The sequence below is a fragment of the Pantoea jilinensis genome (genome assembly GCF_019104105.1).
In the GTDB taxonomy this organism is placed as follows: Bacteria; Pseudomonadota; Gammaproteobacteria; order Enterobacterales; family Enterobacteriaceae; genus Pantoea; species Pantoea eucalypti.
Genome location: NZ_CP077746.1, coordinates 3,123,330 through 3,139,426 on the forward strand (window position 1 = coordinate 3,123,330; position 16,097 = coordinate 3,139,426).

Annotated in this window: 15 protein-coding genes; 5 read left to right on the forward strand and 10 right to left on the reverse strand. The window is 55.5% G+C overall.

The features are described 5' to 3' along the window. Positions 1–53: 53 nt before the first annotated feature. Both ribD and nrdR read right to left on the reverse strand, forming a co-directional pair. Positions 54–1,154 (reverse strand): bifunctional diaminohydroxyphosphoribosylaminopyrimidine deaminase/5-amino-6-(5-phosphoribosylamino)uracil reductase RibD, encoded by a 1,101-nt coding sequence (gene ribD / locus KTJ90_RS14785; protein ID WP_078804154.1) that lies wholly within the window; start codon positions 1,152–1,154, stop codon positions 54–56. 3 nt (positions 1,155–1,157) lie between these two features. Beyond that, positions 1,158–1,607: a transcriptional regulator NrdR gene (gene nrdR, locus KTJ90_RS14790; protein WP_003852514.1), complete on the reverse strand. Its 450-nt coding sequence runs from the start codon at positions 1,605–1,607 to the stop codon at positions 1,158–1,160. Positions 1,608–1,793: 186 nt separating this feature from the next. On the opposite strand from nrdR, the gene lysM reads away from it, so the two are divergent. Further along, positions 1,794–2,231: a peptidoglycan-binding protein LysM gene (lysM, locus tag KTJ90_RS14795; RefSeq protein WP_003852513.1), complete on the forward strand. Its 438-nt coding sequence runs from the start codon at positions 1,794–1,796 to the stop codon at positions 2,229–2,231. A gap of 16 nt (positions 2,232–2,247) precedes the next feature. After that, a complete protein-coding gene (locus KTJ90_RS14800) occupies positions 2,248–2,826 on the forward strand; it encodes a SadB/YajI family lipoprotein (RefSeq protein WP_140033646.1) in 579 nt (192 codons plus the stop codon). 59 nt (positions 2,827–2,885) lie between these two features. On the opposite strand, the gene secF is transcribed toward KTJ90_RS14800, so the two are convergent. From secF to queA, 5 genes are all read right to left on the reverse strand, one after another. Continuing rightward, positions 2,886–3,854, reverse strand: coding sequence for a protein translocase subunit SecF (secF, locus tag KTJ90_RS14805; RefSeq protein ID WP_003852511.1), 969 nt, complete (start codon positions 3,852–3,854; stop codon positions 2,886–2,888). 10 nt (positions 3,855–3,864) lie between these two features. Further along, complete coding sequence (gene secD / locus KTJ90_RS14810) at positions 3,865–5,712, reverse strand: preprotein translocase subunit SecD (RefSeq protein WP_499025193.1); 1,848 nt, start codon at positions 5,710–5,712, stop codon at positions 3,865–3,867. A gap of 25 nt (positions 5,713–5,737) precedes the next feature. Next, positions 5,738–6,070, reverse strand: a complete 333-nt coding sequence (gene yajC / locus KTJ90_RS14815) for a preprotein translocase subunit YajC (RefSeq protein ID WP_003852509.1) — start codon at positions 6,068–6,070, stop codon at positions 5,738–5,740. Then, positions 6,070–7,218: a tRNA guanosine(34) transglycosylase Tgt gene (gene tgt / locus KTJ90_RS14820; RefSeq protein WP_003852508.1), complete on the reverse strand. Its 1,149-nt coding sequence runs from the start codon at positions 7,216–7,218 to the stop codon at positions 6,070–6,072. The genes yajC and tgt overlap by 1 nt, the downstream gene beginning before the upstream one ends. Positions 7,219–7,295: 77 nt before the next feature. Next, a complete protein-coding gene (gene queA / locus KTJ90_RS14825; RefSeq protein ID WP_003852507.1) occupies positions 7,296–8,366 on the reverse strand; it encodes a tRNA preQ1(34) S-adenosylmethionine ribosyltransferase-isomerase QueA in 1,071 nt (356 codons plus the stop codon). Between the two features lie 103 nt (positions 8,367–8,469). Between queA and KTJ90_RS14830 the strand changes: the two genes are divergently transcribed. The 3 genes from KTJ90_RS14830 to KTJ90_RS14840 all read left to right on the forward strand — a co-directional run bounded on the left by KTJ90_RS14830 (position 8,470) and on the right by KTJ90_RS14840 (position 11,328). Further along, entirely contained in the window at positions 8,470–9,051 is a 582-nt protein-coding gene (locus KTJ90_RS14830) for an ACP phosphodiesterase (RefSeq protein WP_105099440.1), read from the forward strand. 207 nt (positions 9,052–9,258) lie between these two features. Beyond that, positions 9,259–10,071: an inositol monophosphatase family protein gene (locus tag KTJ90_RS14835; RefSeq protein WP_497816732.1), complete on the forward strand. Its 813-nt coding sequence runs from the start codon at positions 9,259–9,261 to the stop codon at positions 10,069–10,071. Next, positions 10,072–11,328 (forward strand): histidine-type phosphatase, encoded by a 1,257-nt coding sequence (locus tag KTJ90_RS14840; protein ID WP_110411615.1) that lies wholly within the window; start codon positions 10,072–10,074, stop codon positions 11,326–11,328. Positions 11,329–11,841: 513 nt separating this feature from the next. Here KTJ90_RS14840 and proY read toward each other — a convergent pair. From proY to KTJ90_RS14855, 3 genes are all read right to left on the reverse strand, one after another. Next, positions 11,842–13,194: a proline-specific permease ProY gene (proY, locus tag KTJ90_RS14845; protein ID WP_003852502.1), complete on the reverse strand. Its 1,353-nt coding sequence runs from the start codon at positions 13,192–13,194 to the stop codon at positions 11,842–11,844. Positions 13,195–13,264: 70 nt separating this feature from the next. Beyond that, entirely contained in the window at positions 13,265–14,584 is a 1,320-nt protein-coding gene (gene brnQ, locus KTJ90_RS14850) for a branched-chain amino acid transporter carrier protein BrnQ (RefSeq protein WP_003852500.1), read from the reverse strand. Positions 14,585–14,975: 391 nt separating this feature from the next. Continuing rightward, positions 14,976–16,082 (reverse strand): cobalamin-independent methionine synthase II family protein, encoded by a 1,107-nt coding sequence (locus tag KTJ90_RS14855; RefSeq protein ID WP_078804150.1) that lies wholly within the window; start codon positions 16,080–16,082, stop codon positions 14,976–14,978. Positions 16,083–16,097 lie beyond the last annotated feature (15 nt).

A 16,097-nucleotide genomic window follows, 5' to 3' on the forward strand; every position in this document is an offset into this window, starting at 1 on the left:
GGGGCGGATTCTATCATACTCTTGGGCGGCGTGCTCTCGCTTTTCCGACCGTGTTATTGGGGTGTCAGGGTCAGGCGTAAATCGTCACCGACCTGCCGGACGTCGCTGAAACGGAAGGCAGGCGCGTCAGCGAGCGAGCTGAGCCCCGGCAGCTGACACAGGCCACGTCCTTCATGACCCAACAGCTTAGGTGCCAGATAAACAATCAGTTCATCGACCAGCCCGGCCTGCAACAGCGCCCCGGCCAGTGAGGCACCCGCTTCAACCCAGACGCTGTTAATCTGTTTCTGTCCCAGCAGCATCATCATCGCCACCAGATCCAGCTGCTGTTCGCGCAGCGGTACGGCAATCTGCGTCACCTCAGCGGGCCAGTGCTGTTGATCCGGCTGATGACGCATCAGCCAGGTTTCGCCCGGCTGAGAAATGAGCCGATGTTGCGGCGTGACGCGATTCTGACTGTCAACAATCACCCGCACCGGCTGACGCAGTTGCTGTTCATCAAGCAGTGACTGGCTCTCCGGATCAAGTTCAGACCAGCGCACCGTCAGCGAGGGATCGTCCGCCAGCACCGTAGCGCTGCTGCTGAGGATGGCGGCGCTTTGCGCACGCAGACGCTGGACATCCCGGCGGGCCGCAGCCGACGTTATCCACTGGCTTTCACCGCTGGCCATTGCCGTGCGGCCATCCAGTGACGCGCCCAGCTTGAGCTGAATCCAGGGAAAGCCGGTGCGCATCCGCTTGAGGAAGCCGCGATTCAGCGCTTCCGCTTCCGGCATCATCAGGCCGTGGCTGACCGCAATGCCTGACTGATGCAGACGGTGCAGCCCGCGTCCTGCGACCTGCGGATTGGGGTCCTGCATCGCAGCCACAACACGGCTAATGCCAGCAGCAATCAGCGCATCACAACAGGGCGGTGTGCGACCATGATGGCTGCAGGGCTCCAGCGTGACATAGGCGGTTGCACCACGGGCTTTTTCGCCCGCCATGCGCAGGGCGTGAACTTCGGCATGCGGTTCACCGGCACGCTGATGCCAGCCCTCGCCTGCTACTTCGCCATCGCGCACAATCACGCAGCCGACATTGGGGTTCGGCATGGTCGTAAAACGACCGCGTCGCGCCAGTTCCAGCGCGCGCGCCATGTAAAGTTCATCCATGGTTTAATCCTGTAACCGGGCGATCTCTTCGCCAAAATCACGAATATCTTCAAAGCTGCGGTAAACTGAGGCGAAGCGAATATAGGCCACTTTATCGAGCTTCTTCAGCTCATCCATCACCAGATTGCCAATCAGTTTACTGGGGATCTCACGTTCGCCAGTCGCACGCAACTGCGTTTTAATATGGTTCACAGCGCTTTCAACCGCATCGGCACTCACCGGACGTTTCTCAAGCGCTTTCATCATCCCGCTGGCCATTTTGTCTTCATTAAAAGGCTCGCGCACATCATTGCTCTTCACCACGCGTGGCATCACCAGTTCCGCCACCTCAAAGGTGGTGAAGCGTTCATGACACACCAGGCACTGGCGGCGGCGACGCACCGAAGAGCCTTCACTAACCAGACGAGAATCAATCACTTTGGTGTCCACAGCGGAGCAGAATGGGCAATGCATGACGTTTCCTGACGCGAGAGTGATGGGTCTGACAGTGTAGCGCGAACTGCGAATCAACAAAATCTCTTCCGTGCCTTTACCGGGCTTCTCATCGCAGGATAAACGCGGCTAAATTTCGTCTGCGGCAAAAGGGACTACGCTTTAAGAGCTGCAAGTAAAATTTTCCACTAACACTCTGGAGGTTGTATGGGTCTGTTTAACTTTGTGAAAGAAGCCGGAGAAAAACTCTGGGACGCGGTAAACGGCGGAGATGACCAGAATAAAAAGCTGCAGGATCACATTAACAAGCTCGGCTTGCCTGACAGCGACAAGGTCGACGTCAAGGTCAATGGCGACACCGTGACCGTGACCGGTGATGGCCTGTCCCAGGAGCTGAAAGAAAAGATTCTGATTGCTGCAGGTAACGTTGCAGGCATTACGAAAGTTGAAGACAAGGTGACCGTGACAGATACCGCAGTCGAGTCAGAGCTGTACACCGTGAAAAAAGGCGATACGCTGAGCGCGATTTCCAAACAGGTTTACGGCAACGCTAACGAATATAACAAGATTTTCGAAGCGAATAAGCCAATGCTCTCGCATCCTGATAAGATCTATCCTGGCCAGGTTTTACGTATTCCAAAATAACGGACAAGGATAACTTATGAGCAGGATGGTTTGGATTCCGGTGGCGCTCTCTCTGGTAACGCTGAGCGGCTGCAGCACCACGGCAGGCAATCCGCAGGTCAGAGAGCTGCATCAGGAAGTGAGTCAGCTAAATCAGCAGATGCAGCACCTGACCACGCAGGCCAGTGCACTGGAAATCCAGGGACAGCTTAACAGTCAGTTGCAACAAGGCGCATGGCTGGTGCCGCAGGCGAAAACGCCAGTGGCTCTGCAAACCCAGCTCGGCACACTGCGACTGACGCTGTCGCCTGTGACCGCTGAAGCCAGCGGCTCGCGGGCAACCCTGACTGTGCGTTCAATGGACGACCGCCCTCTGCCCGCCCTGCATGCGACGGTGATCTGGGGTGAGCTCGACCCGGCGACCGGTAAACCTCTGAACAGCGACAGTCTGAGCCAGACCGTCACGGTGCCGGCCTCGTTGCTGCCCCAGCATTCGACCAGCATCCCGCTGCGGCTCAGTGGCCTGACACCGGAGCAATTGGGTTATGTCCGCGTGCACAACGTAACCGGGGATGCGCCGACTCAGACTTCCCCTGCCGCACCCGCTAACCCATAGCCGCGGTGCAAAAAAAACGGGCAGCCTGTTGGCTGCCCGTTTTTATTTCTGACGCGTGATTAAGGCAGGATAGAAGGCTGATCGGCGCCCTCTTTCTCGACTTTCTGCACCATCATATGTTCACGCTTCATGCCCAGCTTCAGCGCCAGCGCCGAAGAGACATAAATGGATGAAATCGTACCAATCGTCACACCAATCAGCATGGTCAGTGAGAAGCCTTTCAGCAACGCACCACCAAACACGAACAGGATGAGGATCATCGCCAGCGTCGTCAGCGAGGTAATCAGGGTACGGCTTAACGTCTGTGTCAGTGACACGTTCGTAATATCGTAAGAGCTGCCGCGACGGATCTTACGGAAGTTTTCACGAATACGGTCAGAGACCACAATTTTATCGTTAAGCGAGTAGCCAATCACCGACATCAGCGAGGCAACAATTGTCAGGTCGATTTCAATGCGGAACAGCGCCAGCAGGCCGCAGGTGATGATCACGTCATGCGCCAGCGCCAGCACGGTACCCAGCGCCAGACGCCACTCAAAGCGGAAACCGATATAGATCAGAATCGCAATCAGTGCAGACAGCAGCGCCATCGCACCCGCCTGCGCCAGGTCGCTACCCACACTCGGGCCAACGAACTCAATGCGCTTAACGGTCGCGTTTTGCTGGGTAGTCTGGTTAATCACCGACACCACTTTATTGCCTAACTCAGTACCCGCCGGGCCGGTCACCGGTGCCATACGCACCATGACGTCACGGCTGCTGCCAAAGTTCTGCACCAGCGGCTCGTCAAAGCCCGCTTTCACCAGATCACCACGCAGGACTTCAAGGTCGGCCGGTTTTTCCAGCGCGATCTCAATCACCGTACCACCGGTGAAATCGAGGCCCCAGTTAAAACCACGCACACCCACGATCGCAATCGCGGCAAGAATCAGCAGTCCTGAAATGATGAAGGCCAGCTTATCCCAGCGCATAAAGTCGACGACTTTACGCCCGTGGTTTAACTGCTCAATGTTATATTCCTGTGCCACAACGCACTCCTCAGATAGACAGCTTGTTGATGCGTTTGCCACCGTAAACCAGGTTAACAATGGCACGGGTACCGATAATCGCGGTGAACATTGAGGTCGCGATACCAATTGCGGTGGTAATAGCAAAGCCTTTGATCGAACCGGTGCCGACCGCGTAAAGAATGATAACTTTGATCAGGGTGGTCACGTTCGCATCGACAATACTGGAGAAGGCGCCTTTGTAGCCCTCATGAATTGCCTGCTGAACCGAGCGCCCGTTACGCAGCTCTTCTTTAATACGTTCGTTAATCAGTACGTTAGCATCGACTGCTACCGCCAGTGTTAACACGATACCGGCAATACCCGGCATGGTCAGGGTCGCACCAGGCAGCAGGGACATGACGCCGACAATCAGCACCAGGTTAACCAGCAGCGCACTCGTCGCAATCAGACCAAACTTCTTGTAGAACACCACCATAAAGAGGATCGAGGCGAGCAGACCCCACAGGCAGGCTTCCAGACCCTGAGTAATGTTTTGCTGACCCATGGTCGGCCCGATCGTACGCTCTTCCACAATCTGGATGGGCGCAATCAACGCACCGGCACGCAGCAGCAGCGACAGCTGACGCGCTTCGTTCGGGTTGTTGATACCGGTGATGCGGAAGCTGTTCCCCAGGCGAGACTGGATATTAGCGACGTTAATCACCTCTTCCTGTTTCACCAGAATTGAACGGCCGTTAGCATCTTTTTTACCGCTGTCCTTATACTCCACAAACAGGGTCGCCATCGGCTTGCCGATGTTGTCCTTGGTGAAGTTGGACATGATGTTACCGCCTGCGCTATCAAGTGAAATGTTCACCTGTGGCTGGTTGTACTCATCCATGCTGGACGTCGAGTCGGTGATGTGGTCACCGGTCAGGATCACCCGCTTGTAGAGCACGACCGGCTGGCCATCACGCATGTCTTTAACTTCTGAGTCACCCGGAACACGGCCACTGGCCGCCGCAGTAGGATCTACGCTGGTGTTCACCAGACGGAATTCCAGCGTCGCGGTTGCGCCCAGAATCTCTTTGGCACGCGCCGTATCCTGAATACCCGGCAGCTCAACCACGATGCGATCGGAGCCCTGACGCTGAACCAGTGGTTCCGCCACGCCAAGCTGGTTTACACGGTTACGCAGAATCGTAATGTTCTGCTGAACCGCATATTCACGCGCTTCGCTGAGACGGGCATCGCTCATGGTGGCACGCAGCGCATCGCTGCCGCTGCTGTTGATCACCAGATCCTGATGACGCGAGGAGAGCCAGGAGATCGCCGCATCACGACTGGCAGCGTCACGGAAACGAATTTCCACGCCGTAGTTCGCGATTTTGTTGACGGTGGTATAAGGGATATTTTTGGTGCGCAGATCGTTACGCAGCGTGTCAGCATTCTGCTCCTGCAGCTTGCTGAGCGCGGTGTCCATGTCCACTTCCATCAGGAAGTGCACACCACCACGCAGGTCGAGACCGAGTTTCATCGGCTCTGCTGACAGCATGCTCAGCCAGCGCGGCGTGGCTGGCGCAAGGTTCAGCGCGACAACGTAGTTCTCACCCAGCGCTTTCATGATGGCTTCACGGGCGCGTAACTGCACATCCGTATTGTTGAAGCGCGCGGTAATCGCACCATTTTCCAGCGCAACAGATTTGCTCTGGATATTGTCTTGTTTTAATGCGGACTGAATTTGATCCAACGTCTGCTCACTGGCGGCGCTTCCGCGCGCACCAGTGATTTGAACGGCCGGATCCTCACCATACAGGTTGGGAAGCGCATAGAGCAGGCCGACGAGAATCACGACGACCAGCATCACATACTTCCACAAAGGATAACGATTTAACACGGCAGTTCCCTTAGGGAAGAAAGAATTACAGCGCCTTGATAGTGCCTTTAGGCAGCACGGCAGCGACGAAATCACGTTTAACGACGACTTCATTGGTGTCATTCAGCGCGATAGCGACGTATCCCGTGTCAGAGACTTTCGTTACGCGGCCTACCAGGCCACCGCTGGTCAGCACTTCATCACCCTTAGAGATGGAATCCATCAGCTTCTTGTGCTCTTTCGCACGTTTCTGCTGCGGACGCAGGATCATGAAGTAGAAAATCAGACCAAACACCACCAGCATGATCACCAGAGAATACGGACTTCCCTGAGACGGTGCGCCAGCTGCAGCCACGGCGTCAGAAATGAATAAGCTCATTAAATTTCCCTCATTGATGAATTATCAGACGTTAATGGCGGAACTTCTTTGCCCGTCCGTTGGTAAAACTCAGTTACAAAGTGTTCTAATTTACCCTCTTCAATGGCCTGGCGTAAACCTGCCATCAGACGCTGGTAATAGCGCAAATTGTGGATAGTGTTCAGACGCGCGCCCAGTATTTCGTTACAACGGTCGAGATGATACAAGTAGGCGCGGCTATAATTGCGACAGGTGTAACAATCACACTCCGCATCTAGCGGCGCAGTGTCATCTTTGTATCGGGCGTTGCGGATTTTCACCACACCCTCAGTCACAAACAGGTGACCATTTCGGGCATTACGGGTAGGCATCACGCAGTCAAACATATCGACACCGCGACGGACGCCTTCAACCAGATCTTCTGGCTTGCCGACACCCATCAGATAACGTGGTTTATCCTGCGGAAGCTGCGGACAGACGTGCTCAAGAATACGGTGCATGTCCTGCTTGGGCTCACCCACCGCCAGGCCGCCCACAGCGTACCCATCAAAGCCAATCTCTACCAGACCTTTCACCGAGACATCTCGTAAATCTTCGTAAACCGAGCCCTGGATAATGCCAAACAACGCATTTTTATTCCCCAGGCTGTCGAAACGATCACGGCTGCGTCGCGCCCAGCGCAGCGACATCTCCATGGAGCGTTTGGCATAGTCCCAGTCCGCCGGATAGGGCGTACATTCATCGAAGATCATGACGATGTCGGAACCGAGATCATACTGAATCTCCATCGATTTTTCCGGATCGAGGAAGATCGGGTCGCCATTGATCGGGTTACGGAAGTGAACGCCCGCTTCGGTGATTTTGCGGATGTCACCCAGGCTGAAGACCTGGAAGCCGCCGGAGTCGGTCAGAATCGGCCCTTTCCACTGCATAAAATCATGCAGATCGCCATGCAGTTTCATGATCTCCTGGCCCGGACGCAGCCAGAGGTGGAAGGTATTGCCCAGAATGATCTGTGCGCCAGTCTCCTGCACTTCTTCCGGCGTCATGCCTTTCACGGTGCCATAGGTGCCGACAGGCATAAACGCAGGGGTTTCCACCACACCGCGATCAAAAATCAGACGGCCACGGCGTGCGCGCCCGTCTGTAGTATCAAGTTCAAATTTCACAAAGCCCCCATTGGAGAAACAGTCCAATGTATACAACCTTCACGCTATTAAGGCGGTTCCGGCTATCGGTTAATAAATCAGTCGCCCACTTTTTCCAGCGGCGCCTGCGGATTTTTGCTGATAAACATCGCGTCACCATAACTGAAGAAACGATATTGCTCAGCCACGGCTGCGTGATACGCCGCCATGGTGTGCTGATAACCGGCAAACGCCGAGACCAGCATAATCAGCGTCGATTCGGGCAAATGGAAGTTGGTGATCAGCGCATCAATCACCTGATACTCATAGCCCGGATAGATGAAAATCTGGGTATCATCGAAGAACGGCGCAATCAGAGCATCCTGACTCGCTTTGGCGGCGCTCTCCAGCGAACGGACGGAGGTGGTGCCGACGGCGACCACCTTATTGCCGCGCGCTTTACAGGCCAGCACCGCGTCAACAACCTCCTGCGGCACTTCGGCATATTCTGCGTGCATGTGATGCTCTTCGATGGTCTCGACACGCACCGGCTGGAAAGTCCCCGCCCCAACATGCAGCGTCACAAACGCCATTTCAACGCCCTTCTCTTTCAGCGCCTGCAGCAGCGGTTCATCGAAATGCAGACCGGCGGTCGGGGCCGCGACAGCACCCGGACGGGCGCTGTAAACCGTCTGATAAAGCTCGCGATCCGCCTCTTCATCCGGACGGTCAATATAGGGCGGCAGCGGCATATGGCCGACGCTGTTGAGAATATCGAGCACCGCGCGCTCATCATCAAAGACAATCTCAAATAGCGCATCGTGGCGTGCCACCATCGTCGCTTTCACGCTCTCATCTTCACCCAGAAGCAGTTCTGCGCCCGGCTTTGGTGCTTTCGAGGCGCGCACATGTGCCAGTACGCGCTTATCGTCGAGCATCCGCTCTACCAGCATTTCGATTTTGCCACCGCTGGCTTTACGGCCAAAGACGCGCGCCGGAATCACGCGGGTGTTGTTGAACACCAGCAGATCGCCTGGATTCAGCTTATCCAGCACGTCGGTGAAAACACCGTGCGACAAGGCCCCGCTGGGGCCATCGAGCGACAGCAGGCGACAGCCACTGCGCTGCGCCTGGGGATAGTGAGCAATCAGGGATTCGGGCAGTTCAAAAGCAAAATCAGCGACACGCATTGAAATGTTCTTTCTCAGGCAAAAACAGGCGGCACAGTTTAGCGGAAAAACGACCAATTCTGAACAACTGGCTGCGCTAAGGCAGTTCAGCCTATAATGCGGCATGAACTTTCTTGCGCATCTCCATCTGGCTAAGCTGGCCAACAGCTCCTTACTCGGCAATTTAATGGCCGACTTTGTGCGTGGCAACCCGCACCAGCACTGGTCTGCACCTGTTGCAGACGGCATTCTGATGCATCGTCGTCTGGATGTGATGACCGATGGGCTGCCGGAAGTGCGCAGCGCCCGTCAGCTGTTCCGTGCGGAAACGTATCGCGTGGCACCCATCACACTGGATGTCATCTGGGACCATTTTTTGGCGCGTCACTGGCAGCGTTTCACACCCGAGCAGACGCTGGTGCAGTTTTCTGCCGCCGCCGAGCGCGAAATCCTGCCGCAACTGCCAGATACCCCCACTGAATTTCAGGAACTCAATGCTGTGATGTGGCGTGAGCGCTGGTTTGAGCATTATGCCCAGCCTGCACGGCTTGAGCGGGTGCTGCACGGCATGGCCAGCCGCCGTCCACGCCTGGCGGCACTGCGCGACTCCTACCATGATTTCACCGAACATTATGATCAGCTGGAAGCGCTGTTTTTTATTTTTTATCCGCGTTTAATGGCGCTGGCGACCAGCAGAACCCTGTAAAACCCGATCCTCTGCTGCCGGGCTGGCGGATGCCAGCTTTCGTCTGAATAAAAAGCCGCTTTCCTGACTTCCCGCCATCTTGCCATTGCTGCTTATCTGCGGCTTAATGAAGCCTTTCTTAACAATAGCTAAGAAAACATTACAGCCAGACCGCCTGCTCAGGCGCACCTTCCGTTCGTTATGGCAAAAAAATCATAAGAGGAAAAGATGTCATCCGCTTCGCATTCTGAAATAGACGCGCGTTATCGTTACGCCTGCGACATTGCCCGTGCTGCGGGCAGCCGGGCTTTGTCATGGTATCAACAGCGTCAGACATTGGTAGTGGAACACAAAAGGGATTTGCAGGATGTGGTCAGCGAGGCTGATCGTAACGTTGAGGCATTAATTAAGTCGTTAATTGCCGAGCGTTTTCCTGAGGATGCCGTCTATGGCGAAGAGAGCGGTGGCGAGGTCCAGGGCGCGCCTTTTATCTGGGTCGTTGATCCGATCGATGGCACCGCCTGCTTCGTCAATGGCCTGCCTAACTGGTGCGTCTCGCTGGCAGTCGTCTGTGAGGGCGAACCGGTGATCGGCGTGGTCTGCGATCCTAACCATCAGGAGCTGTTTCATGCACGAGCGGGCCAGGGCGCGTGGGTTAATGAGAGCCGTCTGCAGGCCCATGACGCGCAGCATCTCAACGAGGGGTTACTCGGCATCAGCAACTCCAGCCGCACACCGGGTGAAAATACCTCGCGGTTGATTCGCGGCTTAACAGAACAGGGTGGCATGTTTATTCGTATCGGTTCTGGTGCGCTTACCAGCGCCTGGGCCGCCGCCGGGCGGCTGATTGGCTACTATGAAGCGCATATGCATCCCTGGGACAGTCTGCCGGGCATCGTCCTGATGCGTGAAGCAGGCGGTGTCACCAATGATTACCTGCGTAATGACGGAATGAAAAACGGCAACCCGGTGTTGCTGTCCAATGCAGCCCTTTACCCGAAAATAAAAGCGCTGACCGGCAATCTGGCGCTGGAGGAATAAATGACGATGCCTGCCCTGTACCGCTGCGCGCTGATCCTCAGTTCTCTCTGGCTGCTAAGCCCGGCGTCACAGGCGGCGGATTACCAGCTGGAGAAAGTAGTCGAACTGAGCCGTCACGGTGTTCGTCCGCCCACGCCCGGCAATCGCAAAGAGATCGAAGCCGCCAGCCAGCAAACCTGGACGCAGTGGACCACTGCCGATGGTGAGCTGACCGGCCATGGCTACAGCGCTGTGGTGAATAAAGGACGCTGGGAAGGCGATCGCTATCGTCAGCTCGGGCTGCTGAGCACGGGCTGTCCTGACGCGGCTGAGGTCTACGTTCGCGCCAGTCCGCTTCAGCGCACCCGCGCCACCGCCGCGGCGCTGACGGACGGCGCATTTCCCGGCTGCGGCGTGCCCGTGCATCACGTAGCAGGCGATGCCGATCCCCTGTTTCAGAGCGAAAAGCTGACCATCACCCGGACCGATCCCGCTCAGGAGCTCGCCGCGAAACAGCAGAAAGCAGGCGATCTGGCCCGGCTACAACAGCAGCTGCAGCCGGCGATTCAGCAACTGAAAGCCGCCGTCTGCCCGCCCGCAACAGATTGCCCGTTGTTTGATGCGCCCTGGGCGTTTCGGCAGACGCGCAACGGCAATACTTACGTTTACGGGCTGAGTGTGATGGCGAGCATGGTGGAGACGCTGCGACTGGGTTACAGCGAAAACCTGCCGTTTGATCAGCTCGCCTGGGGACACATCACCTCGGCCGCGCAGATCACCTCGCTGCTTCCATTGCTGACGGCAAACTACGATCTGAGCAACGATATCCTTTATCTGGCTCAGCACCGTGGCTCAATACTGCTTAACGCCCTGCTGTCAGAAATTGCGTCTGACAGCTCGCCAACCCGCTGGCTGATTCTGGTGGCGCATGACACCAACATCGCAATGGTGCGCACTCTGATGGACTTTAGCTGGCAGTTACCCGGCTATTCACGCGGCAACATTCCGCCGGGCAGCAGTCTGGTGCTGGAGCGCTGGCGCGACACTCACAGTGGCAAACGTTTTTTGCGACTCTATTTTCAGGCGCAGAGTCTGGATGGTATCCGACAGCTGCAACCAATTGATGATAAACATCCGTTATTACATCAGGAATGGCATCAGTCAGACTGCAGAGTTACCCATGTCGGCGTACTCTGCCCTTATCAATCCACGCTGACTCAGCTGCGGAAAAACCTGGATAACAGCGCTGTGTTGCCGGTTTCGGTTATATTGCCCTGAGTCTGTGGCTAATGAAATTAAGGCCGCAGTCTCAATGCGGCCTTATTAATGTTAACCACGGTTAATTAACGCCACTCCGACCTATTCTTATTTAAAACGACTGACTATCAGCGCTACCCGTTTTGTTTTACGATAGTTACGTCAATCATCCCTTTATTAACTATTTTCCTGTAATCCTTGAGTATTTCGGCGACTGGTTTCGCCGTTTTTTATTTCTGCCTTTATTACCCTTCGTGCCCGATTAGCTGCACCCTCTCCTGCTCAGGCTCTCTTGTGTCCCTGTCCCCGGTTTGCATCCTCCGTGATATTCACTGCTCTTTGAAATAATCATTCCCGGAACTATTTGCTGAAATAATGTGATGCATGACCTTATTTCGCTGATACACAATAAGTGCCGAATAAAAGGAGTTCGTGTTGTGGCGGGGATCACATAAATAATCAGATGCGGGGAAAATTTGAGAGGGGAAATAGCGTGTTCTGCTCCCCCATAAATCGGGAGAGCAGAACAGAGGATTAGCGGGTTTTACGCACCAGCTTATAACCCAGCAGCAATACCACTATCCACACCATACCCACATAGAGTGAAATACGGGTATCGGGGAAATATCCAATCAGCCCGATGATAAAGCAGAGGAAGGCAACGCCGACACCCGCCGTCCAGCTGCCACCTGGCAGTGCAAACTTCAGCTTACTGGCCGCCTCTTTGCCAATTTTGCGACGGAACGCGATCTGCGACAGCAGAATCATGATCCAGACCCATACTGTTGCAAAGGTCGCCAGCGACGCGATCACCAGGAAGACTTTTTCGGGCATCAGGTAGTTGAGATAGACCGCAATCAGCATGGCAAACATCATCACGACAACCGTCACCCACGGAATTCCGCGTGAAGAGACCTTCATAAAGACTTTAGGCGCATGGCCTTGCTGCGCCATTCCGTGCAGCATGCGACCCACACCAAACACATCGCTGTTAATCGCCGAGAGTGACGCGGTCAGCACCACAAAATTGAGGATAGAGGCGGCGGCGGCGATGCCAAGATGCTGGAATGTCAGCACAAACGGGCTGCCCGACGTGCCTACCTGATTCCATGGGTAGATGGACATAATCACAAACAGCGTACCGACATAGAACACCAGAATGCGCCACGGCACTGAGTTAATCGCACGCGGAATCGACTTCTCCGGATCTTTCGCTTCACCCGCCGTAATCCCGATAATCTCAATGCCGCCGTAGGCGAACATCACCATCTGCAGCGACAGCAGCATGCCGACCACGCCGTGCGCGAAGAAGCCGCCATTGGTCCATAAATTATGGATGCCGGTCGGCTGGCCGCCGTTGCCAATCCCCCAGATGATCATGCCGAAACCGGCCAGAATCATCACAATGATGGTGGCGACTTTGAAGAAGGAGAACCAGAACTCCACTTCACCGAACACTTTCACGCTCATCAGATTGACGGCACCGATGATCAGCACCACGCTCAGCACCCAAATCCAGTGCGGCACCTCGGGGAACCAGACGCCCATATAGATGCCGAACGCGGTGACATCTGCAATCGCGACAATCAGGATCTCAAAACAGTAGGTCCAGCCGGTAATGTAACCCGCCATCGGCCCAAGATAGTCCTGCGCATAGCGTGAAAAGGAACTGGCCTGAGGATTATTAACGGACATCTCACCCAGCGCACGCATGATGATGTAAGCCACGGCCCCACCGATGATATAGGCGAGCAGCACGCTCGGGCCGGCCATTTTTATCGCGTCGGCGGAACCGTAAAACAGCCCGGTGCCAATCGCCGATCCCAGCGCCATAAAACGGATGTGGCGCGTGCTCAGTCCGCGTTTGAGCTTGTTGGTTTCTTGCATAACAACCTGTACCTGTGAAATGAAAAAACCACGGGCAGGCCCGTGGTTAAAGAAAAATCAGTGCGTTCTGTTACGAGTGAACGGCAACCTGTTCCGGCCCCTTCACCCGATCAACAACAGCGGCAATCAGCAGCATCACCAGCGACGGCGGCAACCAGGCGAGACCCTGATCGGCCAGCGGCAGATGCTGACTGAAAGCGGGCAGCAAATCTTTAAACCCGGTGGTTTTAATCGCATCAACAATGCCAAACAGCAGGCTTACCAGCATCGCTGGCGCGATAATCCGGCTGCTCTTGTTCCACCAGTTAAGGGTGAAACTCAGTACAACCAGCACGATACAAGGCGGGTAAATCGCCGTGAGTACCGGGATGGAGATCTGAATCAGGTGGCTCAGGCCGAGGTTCGACACCACCATCGAGAACAGACCCAGAATAAACACCAGCGTTTTATACGATAACGGCAGGTATTGCGCAAAAAATTCCGCACAGGCACAGGTCAGGCCAACGGCGGTCACCATGCAGGCAACAAAAATCAGTGCGGCCAGGAAGAGACTGCCCATATTGCCAAAGGTGTGCTGAACATACGCATGCAGAATCGCTGCGCCGTTGGCGTTTTGATCAACCAGCGCACCGCTGCCCGCGCCCAGCTTAAACAGGCAAAGGTAGACCAGCGTCAGGCCCAGACCCGCGATCAGGCCTGCCAGCACGGTATAGCGCGTCAGCAGCGCGGCATTGTCGATGCCACGCGAACGGGCGGCGTTGACAATCACGATGCCAAAAACCAGCGCGCCCAGCGTATCCATCGTCAGATAGCCGTTAACGAAACCGCTTGAGAACGCCGCATGCTGATAATCAACGGTCGCGGGAATGGTGCCACCCGCCGGCCACACCAGTGCAGCCACGCCCAGCACGGTCAGCGCGATAATTTTCAAGGGCGCAAGGAAGTGACCTACAGTGTCGAGCAGTTTGCCCGGATAAAGCGATACACCAATCACCAGCGCGAAGTAGATCAGGCTGTAGATAAACAGGGGCAGCGCACCATCGCCGGTCAGCGGCGCAATACCCATCTCAAATGAAACCGTTGCCGTACGCGGGGTGGCAAACAGCGGCCCAACAGCCAGATAGCACACGGTAGCCAGCACAATGCCCGCGACCTTGCCAATCGGAGTGCTGAGTGCATCCACGCCGCCGCCGACGCGAGCCAGCGCGATCACGGTCATCACCGGTAACCCGACTGCGGTAATCAGAAAACCAATTGCGGCGGTCCAGACGTGTTCACCAGACTGAATACCGACCATTGGCGGGAAAATGATGTTGCCCGCGCCAACAAACAGGGCGAATGTCATAAAGCCCAGCGCGAGAATGTCCTTCGAAGTTAAACGATGTGTCATACGGCCTGTCACTGATGTTGCGGTGGAAGTTGGGTTAGTGTTGTCCCCTCGCTGCGTGTAAACCGCGATCTGGCTGACAATGTCAGCGCATTATGCTCGTCGCAGGGTAAAGCGCAGGTGATTTAAGCTGCTTTTATTCTGTTCACAGAGGGATGGATCGACAACGGCGCTAAGTAAAACGTTTATAGCGGTGAAAGGCAATACGGGATCGGAAAACCAGAAGGTTATACCACCATTTTTCCCAAAGGCAGTGGATAGCGTTAATTTTTGCTGCAGGGACACAAGATGATGTGCCTAAATAATAGACAGAGCGTGAGAAATCCCCGCATGAACGGGGTTTCAGATACACAAAAGGCGCGTTTTACGCGCCTGTCTGCACAACGTTACAGCACTACCAGACCTGATTCGCGATATCCACCACCAAACGAATTTTCTGCCACTGCTGCGCTTCACTCAGGCTGTTGCCCTCTTCAGTTGAGGCGAAACCGCATTGCGGGCTGAGGCAAATCTGATCCAGGCTGACGTACTGCGCCGCCTCTTCCAGCCGGATTTTCACCTGCGCCGGATCTTCCAGTTCACCCACCTTAGTGGTGATTAAACCCAGCACCACCTGCTGATGACCCGGTTTAATGTAACGCAGTGGCTCAAAGCCGCCGGACCGGGCATTGTCATACTCCAGGAAGAACGCATCCACGTTGACGCTGCCGAACAGGATTTCTGCCACCGGCCCGTAGCCCCCCTCTGAGATCCAGGTGGAGCGGAAGTTCCCGCGACAGACATGCAGACCCACCGTCAGATCGGCAGGTTTATCCTCCAGCGCTTTATTCAGTACCTGAGCGTAAATCTGTGCCAGCTGATCCGGATCGTCGCCGCGTTCGCGGATATCGCGCTTCTGATCTTCAGAGCAGAGATAAGCCCAGACGGTGTCATCCAGCTGCAGATAGCGGCAGCCCGCATCATAAAAGGCCTGAATCGCCGCTTTGTAAGTCTGCGCCAGATCCTCGAAGTAGTCCGCCAGATCGGGATAGACCTCTGCATCAATCACTTTGCGGCCACCGCGGAAGTGTAAAACGCTGGGGCTGGGAATGGTCATTTTTGGCACCGCATCCCCGGCAATACTCTGCAGGAAACGGAAATGCGCCAGCATCGGATGATCCGCCGGGAAACCGAGTTTGCTCACCACTTTCACGCCATGCGCTTTGGTCTGTACGCCATTAAACTGGATGCCCTGTTCCGCTTCATAGCGCTCAACGCCATTCAGGCCATAGAAGAAGTCGAAGTGCCACCAGCCGCGACGAAACTCGCCATCGGTGACCACCTTCAGGCCATTTTCACGTTGCTTCGCTACCACATCGCGAATCGCCTCATCTTCTACCTGCTGCAGGGCCGCCGCATCAATCTCTCCGGCAGCAAACGCTTCGCGCGCCTGCTTAATCGCAGCGGGACGCAGAAAACTGCCAACGGTGTCGGCACGGAACGGGGCGGTTTCTCTTTGCATGATCACTCCTGTCTC

Coding starts and splice junctions, on each gene's coding strand:
- ribD (WP_078804154.1), bottom strand. CDS start 1,154: ATGGATGAACTTTACATGGCGCGCGCGCTGGAACTGGCGCGACGCGGT.
- nrdR (WP_003852514.1), bottom strand. CDS start 1,607: ATGCATTGCCCATTCTGCTCCGCTGTGGACACCAAAGTGATTGATTCT.
- lysM (WP_003852513.1), top strand. CDS start 1,794: ATGGGTCTGTTTAACTTTGTGAAAGAAGCCGGAGAAAAACTCTGGGAC.
- KTJ90_RS14800 (WP_140033646.1), top strand. CDS start 2,248: ATGAGCAGGATGGTTTGGATTCCGGTGGCGCTCTCTCTGGTAACGCTG.
- yajC (WP_003852509.1), bottom strand. CDS start 6,070: ATGAGCTTATTCATTTCTGACGCCGTGGCTGCAGCTGGCGCACCGTCT.
- queA (WP_003852507.1), bottom strand. CDS start 8,366: ATGCGTGTCGCTGATTTTGCTTTTGAACTGCCCGAATCCCTGATTGCT.
- KTJ90_RS14830 (WP_105099440.1), top strand. CDS start 8,470: ATGAACTTTCTTGCGCATCTCCATCTGGCTAAGCTGGCCAACAGCTCC.
- KTJ90_RS14835 (WP_497816732.1), top strand. CDS start 9,259: ATGTCATCCGCTTCGCATTCTGAAATAGACGCGCGTTATCGTTACGCC.
- KTJ90_RS14840 (WP_110411615.1), top strand. CDS start 10,072: ATGACGATGCCTGCCCTGTACCGCTGCGCGCTGATCCTCAGTTCTCTC.
- proY (WP_003852502.1), bottom strand. CDS start 13,194: ATGCAAGAAACCAACAAGCTCAAACGCGGACTGAGCACGCGCCACATC.
- brnQ (WP_003852500.1), bottom strand. CDS start 14,584: ATGACACATCGTTTAACTTCGAAGGACATTCTCGCGCTGGGCTTTATG.
- KTJ90_RS14855 (WP_078804150.1), bottom strand. CDS start 16,082: ATGCAAAGAGAAACCGCCCCGTTCCGTGCCGACACCGTTGGCAGTTTT.